Here is a 23,013-nt window from a genome sequence, read left to right as displayed (position 1 = left end):
ATCCTGATCTATAATTAAAACCAAGTATTTATATCGGAAATGTGGAGGTGTACAGGTGTGTTCAGTAAACTGAAAAATCTTTTTCAGGACCGCTGTCCGGATTGCGAACAGAGACTCGTTTCGCGCTATGACGACATGGCGCTGATTAAGCACTGCCCGGATCACCATTACACCGAAGAAATATATAATCAACTGGGCGTTACCATCGTGTACCACCCCAGTAAAGATAAATCGAGCCGGGGCGACTAAGGATCAGGGCGTTATTTCCCTTCCTCCATCTCCCGCCATGATCTTCCGGCCGCCCTCAGCATCAACAGCACCGCGGCCTGGGAAATCAGTACGGCTATAGCCAAGATGAACAGCCAAATGGCCATGATATCCTGGTCAACGTTCAAAGTGAACGGATAAGATGCAAGCCATAGTCCTTGTACGGTCATAAACCATCCAAGACAAACCCGAGCTCTTCCGGCTATATTCAGCGAAGACTCACCCGAGAAACTCGACATGATCCCCTTGCAGATCCCGTAAATAAGGAGCGTACTAAGCAGCATGTCCAATAATCGAAGGGATAGCTCTAAGATCGTAGGCGGCAGGCCGTTTAAGAAGCCTGTCCCCGGCTCCCCAACAATCATCCGGGCAATGGACCCTACCAGAAGCAGCAGGGCTGCTGCTCCTCCTGCCTGAAAGAAACGGCTCCTCTCGGAGAGCGTCCATAAGCCGGATGCAGCCAGCAGATAGCCGAGCGGGTCCGGCAGGAGGTCCAATCCCCCCACTCTCACATTGATCAATACTAGGAGGAGTCCCCAGGCGATACGGTAACAGGCGCTGCTCATAACGCTCCCCTTCTTTCCCGGACGTATTCCGTAATTTCCCGCTCCGTCGGTGAAGGGTAATAGGCAAAATGATGGACACTTTGCCAGGGTGCCTGGTCACCCTCGGCATCGGCATACTCAAGCCGAAGGCGCAGCTGGTAAACCTGCATCCGCTTCGCAGGCGAGGACAGGTTAAACTTGTAAGCGACCTTGACGGAATCCCCTTGATTGAGCCGGACCGGCAGCGGAAGGTCAAGAATCGGGACACCCGATAGCTTGATTTCGGCTTCCGAGGGTGCTTCCGAACGGTGACTGATGCCCGGTGTCCGTTTTGCGATGTCCGCATGCACCAGCAAATCCCCTTCCTCAACCATGCTCATATAAACTGAGGATAGACCGGTCAGATTGACCGGACGCCGGACTGCCAACCGATCATATCCGGAATGGTCCGAGGATCCTGCACCTGATGTCCATTGTATGGGATCATGGTCTCGATTTACATTATCCCTGGGCACAAGATGGATTTCTCCGATGCGCACCTTTTCCGATGATCCGTCACTATATAAGGCGGTTACTTGTCTAATGACTGCTGGCTCTTTTATTTCCGGAGGCTCTTGCCCCGAATCTGTGCTGTCGAAGCTCACGATCATTTTCCCTAATGACTGTTTTCGATATTCTGCATAATTAGGATAAGGACTCACCTGCAGCCCGGGATAGCCTTCAATATAAATGTCGATCAGCTTCCTTTCCAGCCGCTTGTCCTCCAAATAGTACAAGTCGAAGTAGTCGCCTGCTTCGGGGATGACCTCGATGTAATGCTCCAAGAATACGGTTCGCTCCAAGCGGTTCGCTTGGTCATACCAAATGTTCCCGACCCAGCTTCCGGCAATCAACAGCATCGCCAGGAAATAATACCCCTTTCCTCGCATAGCTCTAAAATCTCCTTAACGTTCAGGTATGTATCCTTACCTATATTATCATGTAAATGTGAGAAGAAGGTTTGATCCATATAAAAATTTCATAAGGCCGGGCCGGCCCGCTCCCCCCACCCAAATAAGAGGGCCGCCAAATGGACAAACTATGGAAAACCTCAGCCAAGGAAGGTGCATCCATGAACCCATCGCTGCAAGACGTAACGAATTGGTTTAACGGCAAGAGCAATCACACCCTGATGATTGAAAAGGAAGAGGAGCGGGATCGCGACCGGGTGCAGCTGCGTCTTGAGCGTTTTGACGTCAGCGAACACCATAACCAGTCGATCGACGGTTACAGAGACAGCCGCTGCCTGCTCCTGCACGGACCGGGCGTCGTCATCACCGCCGGCCACGAAGCGCCGCTTCCGGGCGATAGCTTTGTCATCGGCCTTGACGATCTCACCGGAACGGAAGTCAGGGAGGATCAGGTCGTGCTGTTGACGGAGCGGGGCAAATACTCGATCACGACCGGGGCATCCCCGGATGTCCCGGGTACCCCGCAGTAGGCTGGTTCAGCCAACCTGACCTCAAAAAAAACAGCCGGACCGGCAGATCCCCATGATCTGCCGGTTCTACGGCTGCTTTTTGCTTTTGATGTTTAGTCGATGCAGTTTTCTTCAAGCCCATTCTTACTGCTGCCCGTACGATGTTCATCGTAAAGGCTCGAACGACGCGTCCTGTCTGGATAGGGTTAGGTTATACCCGCTTAAATCTCCACAAAAAGCTCTGGAAATCGCCATGCATCGGCGGTATGGCCAATCCGGCATGCATGAGGCGGTCGCCCCCGTAGACGGCGCCATCCTCAAGGCAGCGGTACTCCGCATCCGGATCCAGACCTCGCGTCCGCAAATAGCGGATCGGCTCATTCGCCTCGCTCAAAATCCGGAAATAGTACAGCACCGCTTCAGAGCGGTCTTCGGACACCACTGTCCATGCCGCTTCGTTTCCCTCGAACGGATTCCGCAGCCGGTAGAAGTCGCCGAATTGAACCAAGTGGCGGATCTCCTTATACAGCTTCACCTGCTCCCGCACCTCGTTCTTTTCGTCCTCCGTAAAGGCCGTCAAATCCAGCTCATACCCGAAGTTGCCCGACATGGCAGCATGCCCCCGGGTCCGCAGGGAAGTATGCCGGTGCACCTGGTGATTCGGAACCGCGGACACATGCGCGCCCATCGAGCTCAGCGGATAAACCAGGCTTGTCCCGTACTGGATTTTCAGACGGCTGACCGCGTCGGAGTTATCGCTTGTCCACGTTTGCGGCATATAGTACAGCATCCCCGGGTCGAATCTTCCCCCGCCGCCCGAGCAGCTCTCGAACAGGATGTGCGGGAATTCCGATGTCAATTGCTCCAGCACGCGGTACAGCCCCAGCATGTACCGGTGGGCCGTTTCCCGCTGCCGCTCAGGCGGAAGCGCTGCAGAACCGATCTCCGTCATGTTCCGGTTCATGTCCCATTTCACGTACGTAATCGGGGCGCTCTTCAAAATGTCGCGCACCATGCCCGCAACGGCATCGCATACCTCTTCTCTGGAGAAATCGAGGATAAGCTGCCGTCTTCCTTCCGTTCTGCGGCGATCCGGCACATGCAGGCACCAATCCGGATGAAGGCGGTACAAGTCGCTGTCGGGCGACACCATTTCCGGCTCAAACCATAAGCCGAACTGCAGGTTCAGGTCGGTGACGCGCTGAACGAGATCCTCGAGACCGTCGGGCAGCTTGTTCCGATCCACCACCCAGTCGCCGAGCGAGGTGGTGTCGTCGTTGCGCTTGCCGAACCAGCCGTCGTCAAGCACAAACAGCTCGATCCCGAGGTTCCGCCCTTCCTTGGCGATTTGCTCGATTTTCTCGGCATTGAAGTTAAAGTACGTCGCTTCCCAGTTGTTCACCAGCACCGGACGGACCGCGTCACGGAAAGCGCCGCGGCACAGCCGGGTTCGGTACAGCTTGTGATATCGCCTGGACATCCCGCCAAGCCCCTCGGCCGAGAATACCATGACCGCCTCCGGCGTCTGGAAGGCCTGTCCCGGCTCCAGCAGCCAGGAGAAGTCGAAGGGGTTGAGGCCCATTACGACGCGGGTCGTCTCATATTGATCCACTTCAACCTGCGCCGCAAAGCTGCCGCTGTACACGAGGCTGAATCCGTAGACCTCTCCGTGCTCCTCGCCGGCATCGTCGGCGAGCAGCGCCAGAAACGGATTATGGTTATGGCTGCTCGCGCCCCGCCGGCTCTCGACCCCCTGCATTCCCGGCGACAGCCTTCTCCGCTCTACGTGCCGTTCTCTGGCCCATGCGCCGTGCAGGTGGAGCAGGTCGAATCGGTTGTGGCTGAAATCCACGCTCGCGCTCATCGCCCGCAGCAGCGTCATTGGCATGGCCCCTTCATTGCGGAATAATACGGAGCGGGCAATCGCATCGTAGCTTTTGATTACGGAGTAGGACACCGTAACGGACAAGCCGCTCACGCGGTCGACCAGCCGGAGCTCCAGCGTATCGGCTTCATCGTCCTGCTCGGTGTAAACCGCAGGCAGACCTTCAAGCTTCGGCTTGCCGCCGTATATCCGATGGCTTTCGTATTCGACCTCGGCCACCGTCGTTCCGTTGGGCAGCTGCACCTGATAGGCCGGCTGACGGAAATCGCCGCTCCCGTATCCCGGATATTCCTGAGGCAGGCTGTCAAACGAGAAGGAAGCGTCGTCCCGAAACGGCGACGGCGAGAAGGAAGCTCTCTCCCTCCGCGTAAGAAGCCCTTCCACCTGCGAATCGCGAAGCTTCGGTCCCCAATATACATGGGCGGGATATAAGCCGCGAACGAGCTGAATCACATAGCTCGAATGATCACTTTGGAGATGAAATACACCTTGCTCTTCATGAAAAAAGATACTCACTGCTTCTGCCTCCTTGCCAACGTCCGATTGTAATCTCCTGATCCTACAATTCGGATCCGTCCACTGCTGGCCGCTCGAGTATCATGACGCCCCTTGCCGGGATCGTAACATGCCCCGTAACCGGCCGCTCGGTGAGGAGATCCGTTTGGTTGGCGGATCCTGCATCAAATGCCATCGCTTCGGCGTTGTGGTTCATGATGAACAACAAGGAAGTCCCCTCCTTCACCCGCTCCACAACCTCGATCCCTGCCGGTGTATCGAGCAGCGGCTTGATCCCCTGCTCTTCGCATACATTGCTCATAAAGCCCCGAAGGAACGCCGCATCCGGGCTGCTGGCAACGTAATAGGCCTGCCCCTTGCCGAACCGGTTTCTCGTTAGCACCGGGGTGCCTTGATAAAAATCGGTTCCGTACTCGGCCAGAACCTCAGCCGTTTCCGCATGGATGACATCGCACAAAATGCCGCAGGAATAACTTCCACGCAGCGGGCCCCAATCCTGCTTCATCACCATATGATTTTGCTGTTCCGGGAGCAGCGCGTCGGTCTCCTCCGCCCATATGCCCGTCACTTGGCGGAGCTTGCCGGGATAGCCGCCCAGCGTTACGAGGTCATGCTCATCGACGATCCCGCTAAAGAAGGTTGTGATAAAGGTTCCGCCGCTTGCCACGAAGCGCTCCACGCGCTCGGCGACACCCGGCTTCACCATATACAGAACGGGCGCTATCACGACATCGTACTTATCCAGGTCCTCCTCTACACCGATCACGTCCGTCTGGATATTCTGCTCGTACAAGGCGGCATAGTACTTATGGATTTCATCGACATAATTCAATTGCTTGGTCGGTCCGCTCGACAGCTCGATCGCCCAGCGGTTCTCCCAATCGTACAGGATCGCCACTCTGGCTCTGGAGCGCGCGTCGAGGATCCGGTCTCCAAGCTGCTGCAGCTCGCTTCCGAGCTCCGCGCATTCGCGGAACACCCGGGTATGCTCATGCCCCGCATGCTCGATCAGCGCGCCGTGAAATTTCTCGCACGCCCCGATGGAGCGGCGCAGCTGAAAGAACATCACCGTATCGGCTCCATGCGCGACGGCCTGGTAGCTCCACAGCCGCATGACGCCCGGACGCTTCGCCGAATTGTAAGGCGACCAGTTCTGAACGCTCGGCGTCTGCTCCATCAGCATGAACGGCTGCCCGCCTTTAAGGCCGCGCATCAGGTTATGGGACATCGCCGTGAAGCTGACCGGCGTATCGATGGCAGGGTAGTTGTCCCAGGAGACCACGTCCATGTGCTTCGCCCATTCGAAATAATCCAGCTCCGGATAAAATCCCATCAAGTTCGTCGTCACCGGAATCTCCGGTGTCACCAACTTGATCTCGTCCCGCTCCAGCCGGTAGCATTCCAGCAGGCTGTCCGATTGGAAGCGGCGGTAATCGAGCGAGATGCCCTGGAAGAACGTCCGGTTGCCGTCGAACTCCTCGCTGAGCACATTCGGCACGACGATCTCGTCCCAATCGTAGAAGGTATGGCCCCAAAAGCCGGTGTTCCATACCGCATTCAGCTTCTCCAGCGTCTCATAGCGTTTCTGCAGCCAGACGCGGAACTGCCGCTCGCAATTGTCGCAGTAGCAGTAGCCGCCGTATTCGTTCGATATATGCCAGATAACCAGTGCCGGATGATCCTTGTACCGCTCGGCCAGCTTGCGGGCCATGAGCGGAGCGTATTTGCGGTATGTCGGGCTGTTCGGGCACGAATTGTGCCGCCCACCGAATTTGCGCTTGCGGCCCTGGTAGTCGACGCGAAGCACATCCGGATATTTCTTGGCCATCCACGCCGGATGGGCTCCCGTGCTGGTTGCCAGGCAGACCTTGATGCCTTCCGCCGCTAACCGGTCCATAATCTCGTCGAGCCAAGCAAAATCATAGCTTTCTTCATCACGCTGGCTTCGAGCCCAGGAAAACACATTGATGGTGGCGACATCGATTCCCGCCAGCGGAAACATCCGCATGTCCTCGTCCATCGTCGCTTTATCCCATTGCTCGGGATTGTAATCCCCGCCGTACCAGATTTTCGGAATTTTCGGATTGATCATAATCAGTGCCTCCATATGCAATCTGCTCCGCAATTCGCATTGTCGGAGCAGTTTCATTTTCTGACGTTTGGAATTATCGTTCGAACCAGTTTCTAGAGATAACGCCTTTATACCAGTAATAGCTGTCTTTTTTCGTGCGGACCAGCGTATCATAGTCCACGTGCACCAGACCGAAGCGCATGCCGTAGCCTTCCGCCCATTCAAAGTTGTCCATCAGCGACCATTCCATGTAGCCCTTCAGATTAATACCGTCTTCGATCGCGCGGCTGGCTTGAATGAGATGCATCGCGAGATAATCGATCCGCCGCTGGTCGTGAATGCGTCCGTCCTGCTCGAGGCCGTCGTTGTAACAGGCACCGTTCTCCGTAATATAGAGATTCGGGTTGCCGTACTTGTCGGCCGTGTAACGAAGCAGCTGATACAGCCCTTCGGCGTAAATCTCCCAGCCGATATCCGTCTTGGCCACGCCGAGCGACACCGCTTCGCTGGACAGCATTCCGCCCGCTTCGCCCGGATTGTAGCGATTCATCGAGGAGGTGTAATAATTAATGCCGATAAAATCGATCGGCTGACGGATAATGTCCATGTCTCCCGCCACGACCGGAGGCTTATAACCGAGCTTCTCATACCATTCCAGCATAAATTTCGGATACTCTCCGAAGTAGATCGGGTCGAGATACCAATCGCCGGACCAGCCGTTGATCCGCAGGCAGGCCTCGATATCCTCCTCCGTATTGCGGTATGGCACGGCCCAGGCCGTATTCGGCGCAATGCCGATCTCTCCCGGAATGCCAAGCTCCCTGAAGCGTTTGACCGCCTTGCCGTGAGCGACAAGGAGATGATGGCTGACGTCGATGGCCAGCTGCAAATCCTTGTTGCCCGGGGCGTGAACGCCCAGGTAGTTCGAGAGGAACGCCATGCACCACGGCTCGTTGAACGTGATCCAGTGCTTGATTTTACCCTTGAACTCGTTAAACATCAGCTCCGCGTATTCGGCGAATGCGTCGATCGTCCCACGGCTGCCCCAGCCGCCCTCATCCTGCAGCGCTTGCGGCAAGTCCCAATGGTACAGCGTGCAGAACGGCTCGATGCCGTTCGCAAGAAGCGCGTCCACCAATCGGTGATAGTAATCGAGCCCGGCCCGGTTCACTTCGCCTCTTCCGCTTGGAAGCACACGCGGCCAGGATACCGAGAAGCGGTACACCTTGACGCCGAGTTCCTTCAGCAGCTGCACATCCTCCTCCACCCGATGATAGCTGTCGCAGGCGACGTTGCCGTTGTCTCCGTTCTTGACCATGCCCGGCGTATGGGCGAAGGTATCCCAGATCGACATGCCCCGTCCGTCTTCGTTATAAGCTCCTTCGATCTGATAAGAGGCCGTTGCTACGCCCCATTTGAAATCCTGGGGAAACTTGTGAATGCTCATCCTCCATCTCTCCCTCTTGCGCTTGGTTTTAATAAAAATGCACCGCTCCTGTGTCCCGCAAAGCCGGTCAGGAGAGCGGTGCATCTTGTTCATGCTTCAGACATTCAAACTCCTGATTGGGTTTACTGACTCAAACTATCCCATGAAGCCTGCATATCCTCAAGCATTTTTGTCACATCGGATTTGCCTGCAAAGTAGGCCTGCATCGAGTTCGCAAATTCTTGCGTTACGCCGTCAGGGAATTTCGGAGCCTGCTGCGGCAGCACTTTGCCGGCCTGCACATATTCCCATACCGACGCACCCAGGTCGCCCATATCCTCAGGGGTTGCTTCGATCGTGGACAAAGCCGGGATGAATTTGAACTTCTTCACGATGTACTCTTTCCCGATATCGGAAGTGACGAGCCAGTTCAGGAATACCTTCGCTTCTTCCTTCACCGGTGAGTTTTTATTAATGACGAGGTTGGCCGGTACGCCGACGTTCAGCTTGTCGTTCTGTTCGGCATCCTCACCCATCGGCATCGGCAGAAAGCCCAGGTTCAGGTCCGGATTGATGGCGTCGATTTCCGTTTGGGACCAGTTGCCGTTTTGCATCATGGCCGCTTTTTCAGTTGCCAGCAAGGATACGGCGGTGTTGTAATCGGTCGTCAGCGGGTTTTTGTTGCCGTGATCCAGCGTCAGCTGCATCAGCTTAGCCCATGCTTCGAACTGCGGGTTGCCCGCGAATTTCTCCGTGCCGTCGCTCAAGCCTTTAATAAACGCGTCCGGATCGTTCTGCAGCGCGAATGCAGGGTTAATGCCCTGGTTGCCCAGCAGCCACCATTCCTGATAAGCGTTCGCGAACGGCGTTACGCCGATTGCTTCCAGCATCTTCGCGGCATCCTCCAGCTGGGAGTAGGTTTTCGGAAGCTCGGTAATGCCTGCTTGCTCGAACAAATCTTTATTGTAGATATAGCCCCAGCCTTCAAGGTTCATCGGCATGCCATATACTTTCCCGTCTTTAGTCATCGGCTTCTTCGCCATATCGACCAGATCGGCTACCCATGGCTGATCGGACAAATCTTCGAGGTTGTCAAACCACATCTCCATCTCGGCATAACCGCCGTTGGAGAAAATGTCCGGTGCGTCGCCGGAAGCGAACTTCGTCTTCAGGGAAGCGCCATAGTCCGCTCCTCCGCCGACCGTTTGGATGTCCAGCTTGATGTTTGGATGCTCTTTTTCGAATTCAACCTTCAGTTCATTCAGACCATCCACGATTTCAGTTTTGAACTGGAAAATCTTAACCGTTTTCACATCACCGGAAGCTGCATCGCTGCTGCCGCTTCCCCCTTCCGACGATTTGCCGCCGCAGGCTGCAAGGACCATCGAGAATGCCAGCAGCATGACCAGGGTCAATTTCATTTTTTTCATTGCGTTTTACCCCCTTGAGAAAATGTATATATAAAGTTTGAGAAACCAAGGTGACTATCGTGCGGGTCGAAAGCAAGTCGCAAGCGAATCAGCCCTTGACGGAGCCGGCCGCGACGCCTTCGACAATATACTTCTGCAACGATAAGAAAAATATGATAATCGGCGTAATCCCGAGCACCAATGCCGGCAGCGCCATATCCCACTGCTTGGAATACTGTCCGAAGAAGGCGAAGGTCGCCAGCGGAATGGTCCGCAGCTCCGGACTTTGCAGAATCAGGGACGGCAGCAGATAGTCGTTCCAGATCCACAAGCTGTTCAGGATGATGACCGTTACGAGCATCGGCTTCAGCATCGGCAGAATGATCCGGGCGAACACGCCGTAGGACGATGCCCCGTCTACCGTAGCAGCCTCTTCGATCTCCAGCGGAATCGATTTTACGAAACCGTGGAACAGGAAAATGGAGAGCGGAATTCCCAGCCCCAGGTAGGACAGGATCAGGCCGACCATGCTGTTGTTGACGTTCAGCCATCCGACTACCTGCAGCAGCGGGATCATAATGGACTGGAACGGGATGACCATCGCCGATACGAAGATCATAAACACGATGCGGTTAAAGACCGTGTTCGCGCGGACCATCCGGTAGGCCGCCATCGCGCTGAGCAGCGCGATAATCAGATTGCTGATCACGGTAATGATCAGGGAATTCGTGAAGGCTTCCGGGAATCTCGTAAGCTCCCATGCCTTCGAATAGTTATCCCAGTGGAACATGCTCGGCCAATTGGCCGCGTTGACCATGATGTCGCCCAGCGACTTCACCGAGTTGACGAGCAGGAAGTAAAAGGGCGCTAAAAATAGGATGGCGATGATAAACATCACGACTTGCAGGATCAGGGCCGATGCCGATAGTGAGGATTTGGTCTTCATCAAGCTTCAACCTCCTTATTCTTCGTCAGGCGGACCTGAATGAGGGTGATGACGGCCACCACGATGAAGAAGATCAAGGATTTTGCCGTACCCAATCCATAACGGTTATTCAGGAAAGCTTCATTATACACGTTCATCGCAAGCGACTCGGTCGAGCCGTATGGTCCGCCCTTGGTCAGCGACAGGTTCAGGTCGAACATTTTGAAGGACCAGGATATCGCAAGGAACAGACAGACGGTCACTGCCGGCATAATCAGCGGCACCATAATATTTTTCAGCACCTGGAAGCGGTTCGCCCCGTCAATCTCGGCGGCTTCTAGCACTTCCTTCGACACGTTGGTGATGGAGGCAATGTAGATGATCATCAGATAGCCGGAAGACTGCCATACGAATACCAGAATGATTCCCCAGAATCCGGTAACCTCATCCCCCAGCCAAGGCAGCTGGAAAAACGCGAGACCGGTTACATCTCCAAGCGTCGCAAATCCTTTGATAAAAATGAACTGCCAAATGAAACCAAGCAGCAGACCGCCGATCACGTTCGGCATAAAGAAGATCGTCCGCAGGAAGTTCCGCCCTCTGATCTTCTTGGTCAAGAAGTAGGCCAGGAAAAATCCGACCAGATTGGTTAAAATGACGCCGACAATCGTAAACTTGGTTGTAAACCAAAAGGAGTCGGCAAACGCGCGGTCGCTCGTGAATATTTTGACGAAATTATCGAGTCCCACCCATTCGACATTGCCCGATACGCCGTTCCAATTCGTAAAGGAATAATACATTCCCATGACAAACGGGATTATGATCGTAATGCCGAAAAACAGCAGCGCGGGTCCAATATACACCAGCTGCTGCATCAGCGCAGCCGTTCTTTTGCTATTCATGTAAATCCCCCTCCGCTTGTCCTATCGTTTCGTTTCTCTCTGATTCAATTATGCTAAGATTAGTAACATAGCACTACCCTAGGATGTGAACGAATAGGTATAGAAAATTGATCGGCGGGTGAAAGATTTGAACTGGAACAGCATACGCACAAAATTGATCGCCTTTATGATCCTGGCCACGATCATCCCGACGACGGCCGCCTTGATCATCAGTTATGTCACGACGACCAATGCGTTAAAGGAGCGGGCGGTGGTTGAGAACCAAAATCTTCTTTACCAGGGGCGGATGAATCTGGAGAGCGATTTGGAAGAATTGAACCGGAGCTCCTTGACGGTCTATTCCGATCCTGAGTTTTTCCGCAGCCTGTATTACAGCCACGGCAACATCAGCACTGGCGGCAGGCAGTCTGCAACCATGCAGTCGATGTATCATGCCATTACCGGAACGCGGCAGGTCTATCTGTACGTAGACGGTCAGCGGGAGTCCACCTTGTACGCACAAGATATAGCGAGAAAAGCCAGCGACATCAGTCTGTATCGGGAAATTCCGGATCTGCAGGGCCGAAAGCTGTTTATCCAGCCGCCTCATGCCCTGCATACCTACGGCTTTCAACTGGCCTATCCCTATGAAGAGAATACCAAGGTGCTGACGCTGTATCGGGTCATCGAGCGCGTGCCATCCTCGGACCGGCTTGGGCTGCTCGCGATTGATCTGGACATGACGTTCCTCAGCCGGATCAGCAGTCAATTATTCCAGCCTGGGAACGAGCAGCTATACATTACAAGCGAAGACGGGATTGTCATGTATTCCGGAGACGAGAAGCGAATTGGGCAGCCCCTTGGCGAGGATTGGTATAAGACCATTATGGAATCGGGACAACAGCAGGGCTATTTCGAACATAACGACAACATTTATGTGTATAACCGCGTCCAGACCTCTGTCAGCAATTGGACGATGATTAAGGAAATTCCGTCCTCCTATATTTTGAGCAGCGCGGACAAGGCGGCTTTCATCAATATTTTATTGCTTGCGGTATCGTTCATCCTGATCATCGCCGCCATGATCTGGATCTCGGTGCGAATTACCGCTCCGATCCGGGAGCTTGTCGGATTTATGAGCCAGGTAAAGAGCGGGCGCATGACGGTTGATATCGAATCGGACCGCAAGGACGAGATCGGAATTCTGTACCGCAGATTCAGCAGCATGATGGATACGATCAACAACCTGATTTTGCAGGAATACAAGCTGAAGCTGGCCAATCGGACGAACCAGCTCCGGGCGCTCCAGGCCCAGGTGAACCCGCATTTCATGAACAATGCCCTGCAAACCATCGGCACGCTTGCGCTTGAGCATGATATGAAGAGAATTTACTCTCTTATCTCGGCCCTTGCCCGGATGATGCGTTACAGCATGTACAATACCGATAAGCCGGTAACGCTTCGCACGGAGCTGAATCACATCAAGGATTACATCGAGCTGCAGAAGGAGAGATTTGAGAACGGGTTCGACTTCAGGTACGATGTGGAAGAGTCCACCTTGGAAATGACTATTCCGAAGATGCTGATCCAGCCGCTGGTTGAAAACTTTTTCAAGCACGGCATGAATCCGGTCGCCCAAGACAACTATATCCTCGTTCAAAGCCGGCGTCTCTCCCCTTCGCTCGTGCAGATTACCGTCGAGGATAACGGCAACGGCATGCCTGAGGAGCAATTCGAAGCGCTGCAAGCGCAGCTGCGTCAATTGGAGGAGCTGGACCTGGAGCAGCTGCAGGTTAGCTCTGAGGACAAGGAGGACCAAAGCGGCATCGGCCTCATCAACATTATGACAAGGCTCAAGCTGTATTCCCGGGGAAAATCCGGGTTCAATCTGGAGAACAACCAGCCGCGTGGCTTCCGTGTTGTTCTGACTATACATGTGGAAGGTGAAACGGATGAAGGCATTGATCGTCGATGACGAGAGCCGCGTGCGCAAAGCGATTCAGCTGCTTGTCCGGTGGGAGGAGCATGGCATTACCGAAATTCAGGAGGCCGCCAACGGGCAGGAAGCAATGGAGATGATCCCCTCTTATCGCCCGAGCCTCGTCCTGATGGACATGCTGATGCCGCTGAAGAACGGTGTCGATCTCATGAAATGGATTCACGAGCATTACCCGGATACGAAATTCATCGTCATCAGCGGGCATGATGATTTCGAATTTGTCCGCAATACGATCCGCTATAGCGGTACGGATTATATTTTGAAGCCGATCGAAGAGGCTGCCATCAATGAAGCCGTCGACAAGGCGGCATCGGCCTGGCGGGCGGAGGAAGCGGAGCGCCGGGCTGCGCAGCAGCAGCACGTGCAGGTCAACGAATACCGGCCGGTGTACTCCGAGAAGCTGCTGACAAGCTTGCTCGAGGATCCGAGCGCCCATGTCCAGGTTGCACGGCGGCTGAAGACCGAAGGCATCGTTCCTGAGTCAGCGGAGCGCGTAAGGCTGGCCGTGCTGCAGATCGATCCATCGGACAGTACGTTATTCGAGCGTTTCGGCCATCATCTCGATCTTCTTATGTTTGCCCTGCTGAATATTTGCAATGAATTTCTGCAAAAGGACGGCGTCGGGATCGCATTCCGCCATTTCGGCTCCCATCATCGAATCGTGATCCTCGTCTGGGAGCAGATCGGCGCGCTGACCGCCCGCCTTCATGATATAAACGACGGGATCCACCGGACGCTGTCGCGGCATATGCATTTTGGCACCAGCCCGGCGGGGAGCTACCCCGGGGACATGCCCAAGCTGTATGCCAAATGCCTGTCCTCTCTCGCTTCGCGCGACTTGACGGTGCTCAGCCATTTCATCCATGACGGAGACGAGGTCCGAAGCCTTGCCGGGAATCTGCCCAAGGCCCTCCAGTTCGGAAGCTATGAGGATTCTTGGAAGCTTGCCGTTCTCAGCGGACAGCCTAACCTGATTGCGGATGCAGTCGAAGCGTGGACGCACGAAATCCGCAAAACCGGAGTGATTACACCTGAACTTCTAGCACAGTGGGACCGGGACATCGAGCGGTTTGCCAACCAGGTCATTTATGAAACGGCTGGTGCCGGATCCGAACCGGTGCACAAGCTCTACCGGGAGGCGTGTTCGGAATTGGAGTCCCCGAATCCCAATAAATACGTATTCTCGCTTGCCGAATGGCAGCACTATTGGACGGGTTTGATGAACCGCCTTTCCTCCGTCCTGCTGTCCAGAACGCAGTCCGGCGGGGAGCTGATCCGCGACATTACGGACTACATCGAGCAGCACTACCAGAACGAGGTGTCGCTGTACGAGATCGCAAGCCGGTTCCATGTGAGCCGGGAATACATCTCCCGTAAATTCAAGCAGCAGCATCAGGTTAACATACCGGAGTATATCAACCGTCTCCGGATCTCCAAGGCGAAAATCCTGCTGCAGAACCCTGCGCTGAAAATGGCGGCGATCGCCGAGATGGTCGGGTTCAAGAACGAGAAGTACTTCAGCCTCGTGTTCAAGAAGCAGGAAGGCATATCGCCGAAGGAATTCCGCAAGCGTTTGACCGATTTCATGTAACGCGGTCTCGCGGGCGGTCTCGCGGGCGGTCTCGCGGGCGGTCTCGCGGGCGGTCTCGCGGGCGGTCTCGCGGGCGGTCTCGCGGGCGGTCTCGCGGGCGGTCTCGCGGGCGGTCTCGCGGGCGGTCTCGCGGGCGGTCTCGCGGGCGGTCTCGCGGGCGGTCTCGCGGGCGGTCTCGCGGGCGGTCTCGCGGGCGGTCTCGCGGGCAAAAAAAAGCAGAGCTAGCAGGGAATGCTCCCTGCTGCTCTGCTTTTTCAGTATGGTTCAGCTCCTTCGCCTTAACGGCGATCCGCCGCTACATGCTGCTGCTCAATTTGCCCGATCTACAGCTTCTCCAAAATCATGACGCCCCGCGCAGGGACTTCACACTGCTTCTGCTGTTCCTTGCCCGTCAGTAAATCCTTGTAAACCACATCCCCTAATGGCACGGTCTTAGCTTCCGCCGTATGGTTAAGCACGAAAGTAAATGCCTTATCATCCTTGACCCTGCGGGCAGCCTCCACGCCGGCCGGCGCATCCAGCACCGACTGAATACCGTGCTCTGTGCAGATCGTTTTCATCAAATCCTGCAGGAACTTCGCGTCCGGACTGGATGCAACATACCAGGCTTTGCCTTGGCCGAAACGGTTGACCGTAAGCGACGGCTTGCCTTTATAATAGTCCGAGCCATACTCAGCAACGACCTCTGCCCCTTCCGCATGAATCACATCGCACAAAATGCCGCAGTCATAGGAGCCTTCCAGCTCCCCATACTTGCCCCGGATGATCATTTGATTTTGCTGTCCCGGCAGCAGGGCATCGATCTCCTCGGCCCAAATTCCCATTAGACTGCGCAGCTCGCCTGGATAACCGCCCAGCGTTACGATATCGTTTTCGTTGACAATGCCGCTGAAGAAGGTCGTCAAGAAAGTGCCTCCCCGAGACACAAATTCCTCGACGCGCTTGGCGAATCCCGGCTTCACCATATACATCACCGGAGCAATGACAACGTCATATTGGGACAGATCCTCTTCCACGCTGATCATATCCGTCTGAATATGCAGCTGGTGCAGCGCATCATAATACTTATGCACTTCGCTAACATAATTCAGCGCGACCGTCGGACCGCTGGACAGCTCAATCCCCCAACGGTTCTCCCAGTCGTACATGATCGCTACTTTCGCGTCGGAGCGTGCATCCAAAAGCCGGTCCCCGAGCTGCTGCAGCTCCTTGCCCAGCTCCGCACATTCACGGAACACGCGGGTATGCTCATGGCCGACATGCTCGATCACCGCGCCGTGATATTTCTCGCAGGCCCCGATCGAACGGCGCAGCTGGAAGAACATAACCGTATCCGCCCCATGGGCAACCGCTTGGTAGCTCCATAGCCGCATGACGCCGGGGCGCTTCGCCGAGTTGTACGGCTGCCAGTTCTGAACGCTCGGCGTTTGCTCCATCAGCATGAACGGCTGCCCGCTCTTAAGCCCGCGCATAAGCGCATGCGTCATCGCCGTAAAGCTGAACGGAGTATCGAGCGATGGATAATTGTCCCATGAGACAACGTCCATCTCCTTGGCCCATTTGAAATAGTCGAGCTCCGGATAAAAGCCCATCAGATTGGTGGTTACCGGGATATCCGGTGTGATGCGTTTCAGCTCATCCCGTTCGAGCTTATAGCAGTCTAACAGGCTGTCAGACTGGAAGCGGCGGTAATCAAGCGAAATTCCTTGGAAATTCGTCCGGTTGCCGCCCCATTCCTCACTCAGTGCATTCGGGACGACGATATCCTCCCAGTCGTAGAACGTATGCCCCCAGAAGCGGGTATTCCATGCTTTATTGAGCGCATCTAGCGTCCCGTAACGCTGCTTGAGCCACACACGGAATGCCTCCGCGCAATTGTCGCAATAACAGTAGCCGCCGTACTCGTTCGATACATGCCAGATCAGAACAGCCGGGTGATCCTTATACCGCTCCGCTAACTTGCTTGCCATGAGCTTCGCATATTTACGGTACGTAGGGCTGTTCGGGCAGGAGTTATGCCGTCCGCCGAACCTCCGCTTGCGGCCCTCGTAATCGACGCGCAGAATATCCGGATATTTCCGCGCCATCCAAGCCGGATGAGCGGCCGTGCTTGTTGCGAGGCAGACATAAACGCCATTCCGGTAAAGCCTGTCGATGGTCTCGTCCAGCCAAGCGAAATCATAGGTGTCCTCATCCGGTTGATTCAGTGCCCACGAGAACACGTTGATCGTGGCGACATCAATGCCAGCCAGCTTAAACATGCGGTCGTCCTCTTTCCAGATCTCCTCGTCCCACTGCTCCGGATTATAGTCGCCGCCGTACCACATTTTCGGTAATTTATCATTAATCATAGCCGTTCCCCATCCTCCCATAGCCATTATCTGTCGTTAAAAAAGTATTTTCGCTCGTTCCATCCTCCAAAAGTAGCAACCCTTACCTCAATTCCTCGAACATGTCCCTTTAGGGGACTTGTTGCTCGAGTTTTCGCCTCGGTTCCCTGAGCAAGTCCCTTTTAAGGACTTGTTACTCGAAATATTACCCCAGTTAGCCAAACAAGTCCCTTTTGAGGACTTGTTGTACGTTCCCACACACTACATATCAGTCCTAACCACACTGCCTGGCACCCTCCACAGCCACTGCCAAGAGCCCTCACTAACCACGCGGCTAAGCGCCCTCCACAGCCACACTGCCTAGATGCCCTCCCTAACAGGCTCAGGCACGCTCTAACGGGAGCACGCGATACGTCTCTCCCTTGACCGTGTCGAAGGAGCAGCGCTCGCCCGAAGCCGCAGCTGATCCGTCCTCACGCTGCACCCGCACCGGGATCCCGCAGCTGACGCTGCAAGGCTGCCCATGGGTTGACGTGATCGACGCCGATGCCAATGCGCCGTCCTTCCACTCCATGTCAATCAGGAAGCCGCCCCGCGCCTTCAAGCCGCGGACGGCACCCGAGGACCATGCAGCCGGCAGCGCGGGCAGCAGCACAATCTCGCCCAGATGGCTCTGCAGCAGCATTTCGGCGAGGCCGGCAGCTCCGCCGAAATTGGCGTCGATCTGGAACGGCGGATGATCGCCGAACAGGTTCGGGTGAACCGAACGGGTTAGTAAAGTCCGCACGTATTGATAAGCCAGCTCCGGCTGCTGCAGCCTTGCGAACAGATTGATGAGCCACACACAGCTCCAGCCCGTATGTCCGCCGCCGCTCCGGATACGGGACATGAGCGACTGCAGGGCGGCTTCCGCCAACTCGGGCGTATCCCGCAGAGTGATATCGGTGCCGGGATACAGGCCGTACAGATGCGATACGTGCCGATGGCCCGGTTCCGCCTCCGCAAAAGGCTTGCTCCACTCCATCAGCCGCCCGTCATCATCGATTTGATATGGAAGGAGCCGCTCCAGCGCGCTCCGCAGCTCTTCCTGCAGCTTCTGGTCGATCTCCAGTTGCTCGGAGGCTTTAAGGCAATGGCGGAACAATTCGCGAATCAGCGTCATATCCATCGTGGACCCTGCCGATACGCTGCACGGCACGCCTTCCTTCGTCAAGAACTGATTCTCCGGCGATGTCGACGGGCTGGTAACCAGATGCCCCTCGCCGTCTTCGATCAGCCAATCCAGGCAAAATAGCGCCGCCTCCCGCATGAGAGGATAAGCCGTGTTCCTTAAGTACTCCGGATCCGGGTTGAATACATAGTGCTCCCATAGATGGCGGCACAACCAAGGGCCGGCCATCGGCCAAAACGCCCACATGGCCCTTCCATTGCTTGGATTAGCCATTCGCCATAGGTCAACATTATGATGTGCGGCCCATCCCCGGGCATTGTAATGAATTTTGGCCGTCCGTGCTCCGCTGACGGCTAGCTCCCGGACCATTTGGATCAGCGGTTCATGACATTCGCTCAGATTGCCCGTCTCCGCTGCCCAGTAGTTCATCTCCGTATTGATATTGGTCGTATAATTGCTGTTCCAAGGCGGCTGAACATGAGGGTTCCACAGCCCTTGGAGATGCGCCGGCTGGGTTCCGGGGCGGGAGCTTGCCATCAGCAAATATCGCCCGTATTGGAACATCAGCGCCTCCAGCGATGGATCCTCCTGACCTCCGGCGTAAGCCGCCAGGCGCTGATCCGTCGGGATCGCCTCCATCCGGGCACGATGCTCGGCATCGCCCAGCTCCACCGCCACCCGTCCGAAGAGCGCCCGATGCTCCTCCGTATGCCGCAAACGCAAGGCTTCGTCATCATACCCTGCAGCGGCTTCAAGACGGGCGCTGCACAGTCTTGCCGGATCGCTCCCCTTAGCCCCCGGCATGACGTCAAAGCCTTCGAAGTCGGTGGCTGCCGCAACATGCAGCGTCACGGCACCGGCGCCGGTAACCGTCAAGACATCACCGTTTATGCCGATGCGGCCCCCATCCGCCCGGACCGCGACCTGCATTTCATATCGGAGCCCCCTTCCTTCCTCGTATAATACCGATTGGGGGTGGTCACCTCGGTAGTTATCCTCGATGTGCGTCGGCGCATGTCCGAACAGCCGCATAACGCCGCCGGGCGTAATATCAGTCTCATAGCTCAGAGGCGACTGCAGCTTCAGCTTCAGATGAATGCTCCCTTCGGCACTGCCCGTATACCGGATCACCGCGAGCTGGTCCGCCGCGCTGATAAACATCTCCCTTTGAAAGCGCTCACCTCGCCCGGTCCGAAACACTACCGAAGCAACCCCATTGCCCAGATCCAGCTCGCGCCGGTAATTCGACTGCCAGTCATCGATCCCCGTTTGTTCGATCAGCAGGTCCCCGAGCGGTAAAAAGGCTTCCGTATTCCGGCCAACCATCCGTTCCTCAATCAGCTTCTCGGCCTCCGCATATTTCTCGGAAGCGATCAATTCCCTGGCCGCTTGCAAATAACGAAGCGCCTCGTAATTGTTCGTATCCCTCGGGAATCCGGACCAGAGTGTATCCTCATTCCATTGAATACGCTCCTCCTGAATGCCCCCGAACACCATTGCGCCAAGGCGTCCGTTCCCTAGAGGAAGCGCCTCTTCCCATACGGAAGCCGGCTTGTCGTACCATAGCTTATAGGATCTGCTCGGATTCGTTTCCAGCTTGATCTCCTCCTTTTCGCGTAACGTGCATCATCTCATAGTCGTCGATTTGCCATTGTGCGCCAAGCGAGTTCTTGTTCTCCTAATGATTTCTTCTTGATTGTATTTCTCCATTTTGAGGGCAGACCCTCCCATTTGCGAACCTGTTACTGAAAAATATTAAATGTCCTGCGCCGAGGTTGGTCCCCGAAATAAGAAGGGGCCTGCACGAGGCCGGCCCCTTCTTGAACTTTAGCTGTTCCACAGCTCGACGCGCTGACGCACAAGCTCGGTATATTCCTTCTCCATTTTTTCCGCTCCGGCATCGTTCAGTTCCTTGATGAACTGATCATACAGCTGATCGAATTTCGCCGGATCGGCCAGAATGATTTCCGGAATGCGCTTGCGTGTAATCTCTTCCACTTTTTTGTACGTAATATTAATGTTGGAGTCGCTTGGCACCGGAATGTTGTAAGCTACGCCCCACGGCTTCACAGGGAATTCTTCCTTCTTCGGCCACAGGTCCTTCCACATTTCAACGCCGTAAGCCTTCAGCGTTTCCTTGGCGGATGGCGTGTAGTTCTCCTTGATCGTTTCCGGGAAGTTCGTCGTATAGTAGTTGCCCGTCGAATCCTTCACGCCGTCGCCATAGCGCGGGAAGATGGCGTTATACAAACCGATGCCCGTTTCTTTAGTGAAGTTGGCATTGTCATAGGTTTTGCGCTCCTGGACCTCTTCCGGAATGACGCGCTTGCCGTCCACGACGTTATAATGCTCGCCCTCAATACCCCAATTCATCAAAATTTGCCCTTCCTCGGAAGCCAGGTAATCCAGGAACTTGATAATCCGAACCGGATCCTTCGCGGAAGACGTGATGCCTACACCCCATCCGGCGACATAACCGGTATCCTGGAACGTTGCATCCTTCGTCGATTCATCCAGCTGGATCGGGAATCTCGCATAGGTGCGGTTCTCCTTGCCGGCGGATCTCAGCGCGTTCGTTGCATTGCCGAAGCCCCACTCCTGGTCAATCACGCCGAGCACGCGGCCGGAGGAAATCTTCGCTTCATATTGGTCCGTCTTCTGAACGAACGTTTCTTTATCCAAAAGGCCCGAAGCATTCATATGGTTCAGCCAGCGGAAGTACTCTTTCTCTTCCGGACGCTTGTAGTGCAATTTAGCTTCCGTCGTCTCCGGATCGATGTAGTATTCACCGTCATCGGATACGCCGGTTGCGATAAACGCCGGGTTCGTCACGGAGATCATGATTCTCCATCCGTCCGCATTCAGCGTCAGCGGAATCGTTGGCTGGCCGTCAATGGTCGGATGCTTCTCATAGTACTCTTTCAGTGCATTCTCGTAGTCCTTCACCGTCTTGAGCTCAGGATATCCAAGCTCCTTCAGCACTTCATGCTGAATCTGGAACGTGCCTCCGGCATCAAGCGCTTCATGATCCACCGCTGCAAGCGTCGGCAGAACATAGATGGCTTCGTCCTCGTTGCTCCACTTCAGACGGCTCATGTAATCGCCGTACACCTTCTTGATGTTCGGCGCATGCTCCTCGATCAGATCCGTCAGATCAATAAAAGCGCCAGCATCCACGAACAGGTTAGCGTCACCCTTAGCAAACACCAGGTCCGGATACTCACCGCTCGCGACCATCAGCGGCAGCTTCTGGTTGGAGCCGTCAACTGCATATTCGGCTTGAATCGTAACACCGGTTTTCTCGGTCAACTTCTTGCCGACGGCATCCTGCATGTTCACCCAGTTTGCATTGGAGTCCGCGCTGTAATAGGTCATCGTCATCGGCTCCAGCTTCTCTTCCTGCTGGGCATCCGTTCCGCCGTTTTCTTTTTGTCCGCCGTTTGCGCTATTGCCGCTGTCACCGCCGCATGCTGCAAGAACGAACGTTGCCATCATCATGACCGCTAACAGCAACGATATTCTCTTCTTCTGTTTCATTGCTTTACCCCCTAATCTAAAGTGTAAATAATCTATCGTTTAACAGGCATAAGGGCCTGCTTGATAGCTGTAAGCCATCAGCTTTTTACTGCGCCAAGCGTCATGCCCTTCACGAAGTAACGCTGCAGGAACGGGTAGACGATCAGGATCGGAACCGTGACCACAATCGTAATGGCCATCTTAATCGATTCCGGAGATACCTGTTTCACGATCTCGGCCATGTTCTGGCCGGTCATCATGCCGCTTTGCTGACCCTGCGTGCTCTGCAGCACCTTCATCAGCTCGAATTGAAGCGTTGTCAGATGAGGCGCGGAGCCGTTGTACAGATACGTATCGAACCAGGAGTTCCACTGCCCGACGGCCAGAAACAGCGCAATCGTTGCGAGCACGGGCTTGCACAGCGGAAGGATAATCCGGTAATAAATCGTAAAATCATTGGCGCCGTCCAGCTTGGCCGATTCCTGCAAGGAATACGGCAGGCCGTCGATGAATGACCGGATGACGAACACGTTGAACGCGCTTACCATTCCCGGAATGATGTAGACCAGGAACGTATTCATCATGTTCAGATCCCGGATCAGGATAAATACCGGTATCATGCCGCCCGAGAAATACATCGTCAGCGCAAGAAAAGTCGACATGAACTTTCTGCCCTGAAAATCGACCCGGCTCAGCACATAACCGAGCATCGTGCCGCTAAGCAGGCCGAGCAGCGTTCCCGCCAGCGTCCGAAGGACCGTAATTTTCGCTCCGGTGAGCAGTCCTTCGTATTGAAAAATCTGTACGTAATTTTCGAAAGTGAATTGACGGGGCCATATCGTAATTCCTCCGCGAACCGTATCGACGGAGTCGTTCAAGGAAATGGCCAGTACGTTTAAAAAAGGATATAAGGTCACGATCATGACAAGCGTCATAAACGTGTAGTTCACAATATCAAACACCCGGTCGGAGAGCGAGGGCTTGAATGCTGCTTTGGTACGTGCCATGCGGGTCCCTCCTCC

Annotated in this window: 16 protein-coding genes; 4 read left to right on the top strand and 12 right to left on the bottom strand. The window is 55.1% G+C overall.

Annotated features, from left to right (window positions below; translation table 11 throughout):
- The first annotated feature begins 57 nt into the window (after nucleotides 1–57).
- Nucleotides 58–249, top strand: coding sequence for a hypothetical protein (locus tag MKX76_RS27090; protein WP_007131720.1), 192 nt, complete (start codon nucleotides 58–60; stop codon nucleotides 247–249).
- A gap of 11 nt (nucleotides 250–260) precedes the next feature.
- On the opposite strand, the gene MKX76_RS27085 is transcribed toward MKX76_RS27090, so the two are convergent.
- Together MKX76_RS27085 and MKX76_RS27080 are read right to left on the bottom strand one after the other, a co-directional pair.
- A complete protein-coding gene (locus MKX76_RS27085) occupies nucleotides 261–833 on the bottom strand; it encodes a hypothetical protein (RefSeq protein ID WP_341034917.1) in 573 nt (190 codons plus the stop codon).
- Nucleotides 830–1,741, bottom strand: coding sequence for a hypothetical protein (locus MKX76_RS27080; RefSeq protein ID WP_341034916.1), 912 nt, complete (start codon nucleotides 1,739–1,741; stop codon nucleotides 830–832). The genes MKX76_RS27085 and MKX76_RS27080 overlap by 4 nt, the downstream gene beginning before the upstream one ends.
- A 140-nt stretch (nucleotides 1,742–1,881) precedes the next feature.
- On the opposite strand from MKX76_RS27080, the gene MKX76_RS27075 reads away from it, so the two are divergent.
- A complete protein-coding gene (locus tag MKX76_RS27075) occupies nucleotides 1,882–2,292 on the top strand; it encodes a hypothetical protein (RefSeq protein WP_341034915.1) in 411 nt (136 codons plus the stop codon).
- 190 nt (nucleotides 2,293–2,482) lie between these two features.
- Here the strand turns inward: MKX76_RS27075 and MKX76_RS27070 are convergent, their stop codons facing one another.
- The 6 genes from MKX76_RS27070 to MKX76_RS27045 all read right to left on the bottom strand — a co-directional run bounded on the left by MKX76_RS27070 (nucleotide 2,483) and on the right by MKX76_RS27045 (nucleotide 11,405).
- The gene (locus MKX76_RS27070) at nucleotides 2,483–4,672 is read right to left on the bottom strand and encodes an alpha-galactosidase (protein ID WP_007131724.1); all 2,190 of its coding nucleotides are present in this window, start codon (nucleotides 4,670–4,672) and stop codon (nucleotides 2,483–2,485) included.
- A gap of 43 nt (nucleotides 4,673–4,715) precedes the next feature.
- Complete coding sequence (locus MKX76_RS27065; protein ID WP_341034914.1) at nucleotides 4,716–6,764, bottom strand: beta-galactosidase; 2,049 nt, start codon at nucleotides 6,762–6,764, stop codon at nucleotides 4,716–4,718.
- 73 nt (nucleotides 6,765–6,837) lie between these two features.
- On the bottom strand, nucleotides 6,838–8,190 hold the full coding sequence (locus MKX76_RS27060) for a GH1 family beta-glucosidase (RefSeq protein ID WP_341034913.1): 1,353 nt from the start codon (nucleotides 8,188–8,190) through the stop codon (nucleotides 6,838–6,840).
- A 122-nt stretch (nucleotides 8,191–8,312) separates the two neighbouring features.
- On the bottom strand, nucleotides 8,313–9,599 hold the full coding sequence (locus MKX76_RS27055; protein ID WP_341034912.1) for an ABC transporter substrate-binding protein: 1,287 nt from the start codon (nucleotides 9,597–9,599) through the stop codon (nucleotides 8,313–8,315).
- Between the two features lie 88 nt (nucleotides 9,600–9,687).
- Entirely contained in the window at nucleotides 9,688–10,524 is an 837-nt protein-coding gene (locus MKX76_RS27050; RefSeq protein ID WP_341035081.1) for a carbohydrate ABC transporter permease, read from the bottom strand.
- On the bottom strand, nucleotides 10,524–11,405 hold the full coding sequence (locus tag MKX76_RS27045) for a carbohydrate ABC transporter permease (protein ID WP_144878276.1): 882 nt from the start codon (nucleotides 11,403–11,405) through the stop codon (nucleotides 10,524–10,526). The genes MKX76_RS27050 and MKX76_RS27045 overlap by 1 nt, the downstream gene beginning before the upstream one ends.
- A 118-nt stretch (nucleotides 11,406–11,523) precedes the next feature.
- Between MKX76_RS27045 and MKX76_RS27040 the strand changes: the two genes are divergently transcribed.
- Nucleotides 11,524–13,359 (top strand): cache domain-containing sensor histidine kinase, encoded by a 1,836-nt coding sequence (locus MKX76_RS27040; RefSeq protein WP_232239351.1) that lies wholly within the window; start codon nucleotides 11,524–11,526, stop codon nucleotides 13,357–13,359.
- Nucleotides 13,337–14,974, top strand: a complete 1,638-nt coding sequence (locus MKX76_RS27035; RefSeq protein WP_341034911.1) for a response regulator transcription factor — start codon at nucleotides 13,337–13,339, stop codon at nucleotides 14,972–14,974. Before MKX76_RS27040 ends, MKX76_RS27035 begins: the two co-directional genes overlap by 23 nt.
- Before the next feature lie 323 nt (nucleotides 14,975–15,297).
- On the opposite strand, the gene MKX76_RS27030 is transcribed toward MKX76_RS27035, so the two are convergent.
- From MKX76_RS27030 to MKX76_RS27015, 4 genes are all read right to left on the bottom strand, one after another.
- Entirely contained in the window at nucleotides 15,298–17,325 is a 2,028-nt protein-coding gene (locus MKX76_RS27030) for a beta-galactosidase (RefSeq protein WP_341034910.1), read from the bottom strand.
- 361 nt (nucleotides 17,326–17,686) lie between these two features.
- The gene (locus tag MKX76_RS27025; RefSeq protein ID WP_432806775.1) at nucleotides 17,687–20,077 is read right to left on the bottom strand and encodes a glycoside hydrolase family 95 protein; all 2,391 of its coding nucleotides are present in this window, start codon (nucleotides 20,075–20,077) and stop codon (nucleotides 17,687–17,689) included.
- A gap of 225 nt (nucleotides 20,078–20,302) precedes the next feature.
- Nucleotides 20,303–22,012, bottom strand: a complete 1,710-nt coding sequence (locus MKX76_RS27020) for an ABC transporter substrate-binding protein (protein ID WP_007131735.1) — start codon at nucleotides 22,010–22,012, stop codon at nucleotides 20,303–20,305.
- A 77-nt stretch (nucleotides 22,013–22,089) separates the two neighbouring features.
- Nucleotides 22,090–22,998 (bottom strand): carbohydrate ABC transporter permease, encoded by a 909-nt coding sequence (locus MKX76_RS27015; RefSeq protein WP_007131736.1) that lies wholly within the window; start codon nucleotides 22,996–22,998, stop codon nucleotides 22,090–22,092.
- Nucleotides 22,999–23,013 lie beyond the last annotated feature (15 nt).

The organism is Paenibacillus sp. FSL R5-0810 (assembly GCF_038002285.1).
Classification (GTDB): domain Bacteria; phylum Bacillota; class Bacilli; order Paenibacillales; family Paenibacillaceae; genus Paenibacillus_AQ; species Paenibacillus_AQ lactis.
The sequence above is the reverse complement of the archived record's forward strand: the minus strand, read 5'-3'. Positions and strand labels throughout refer to the sequence as shown.

What these genes read in the sequence shown, in the direction of transcription:
- MKX76_RS27085 (WP_341034917.1), bottom strand. Translation starts at nt 833, where the DNA reads ATGAGCAGCGCCTGTTACCGTATCGCCTGGGGACTCCTCCTAGTATTG.
- MKX76_RS27080 (WP_341034916.1), bottom strand. Translation starts at nt 1,741, where the DNA reads ATGCGAGGAAAGGGGTATTATTTCCTGGCGATGCTGTTGATTGCCGGA.
- MKX76_RS27075 (WP_341034915.1), top strand. Translation starts at nt 1,882, where the DNA reads ATGGACAAACTATGGAAAACCTCAGCCAAGGAAGGTGCATCCATGAAC.
- MKX76_RS27065 (WP_341034914.1), bottom strand. Translation starts at nt 6,764, where the DNA reads ATGATCAATCCGAAAATTCCGAAAATCTGGTACGGCGGGGATTACAAT.
- MKX76_RS27060 (WP_341034913.1), bottom strand. Translation starts at nt 8,190, where the DNA reads ATGAGCATTCACAAGTTTCCCCAGGATTTCAAATGGGGCGTAGCAACG.
- MKX76_RS27055 (WP_341034912.1), bottom strand. Translation starts at nt 9,599, where the DNA reads ATGAAAAAAATGAAATTGACCCTGGTCATGCTGCTGGCATTCTCGATG.
- MKX76_RS27050 (WP_341035081.1), bottom strand. Translation starts at nt 10,524, where the DNA reads ATGAAGACCAAATCCTCACTATCGGCATCGGCCCTGATCCTGCAAGTC.
- MKX76_RS27045 (WP_144878276.1), bottom strand. Translation starts at nt 11,405, where the DNA reads ATGAATAGCAAAAGAACGGCTGCGCTGATGCAGCAGCTGGTGTATATT.
- MKX76_RS27035 (WP_341034911.1), top strand. Translation starts at nt 13,337, where the DNA reads ATGAAGGCATTGATCGTCGATGACGAGAGCCGCGTGCGCAAAGCGATT.
- MKX76_RS27030 (WP_341034910.1), bottom strand. Translation starts at nt 17,325, where the DNA reads ATGATTAATGATAAATTACCGAAAATGTGGTACGGCGGCGACTATAAT.
- MKX76_RS27020 (WP_007131735.1), bottom strand. Translation starts at nt 22,012, where the DNA reads ATGAAACAGAAGAAGAGAATATCGTTGCTGTTAGCGGTCATGATGATG.
- MKX76_RS27015 (WP_007131736.1), bottom strand. Translation starts at nt 22,998, where the DNA reads ATGGCACGTACCAAAGCAGCATTCAAGCCCTCGCTCTCCGACCGGGTG.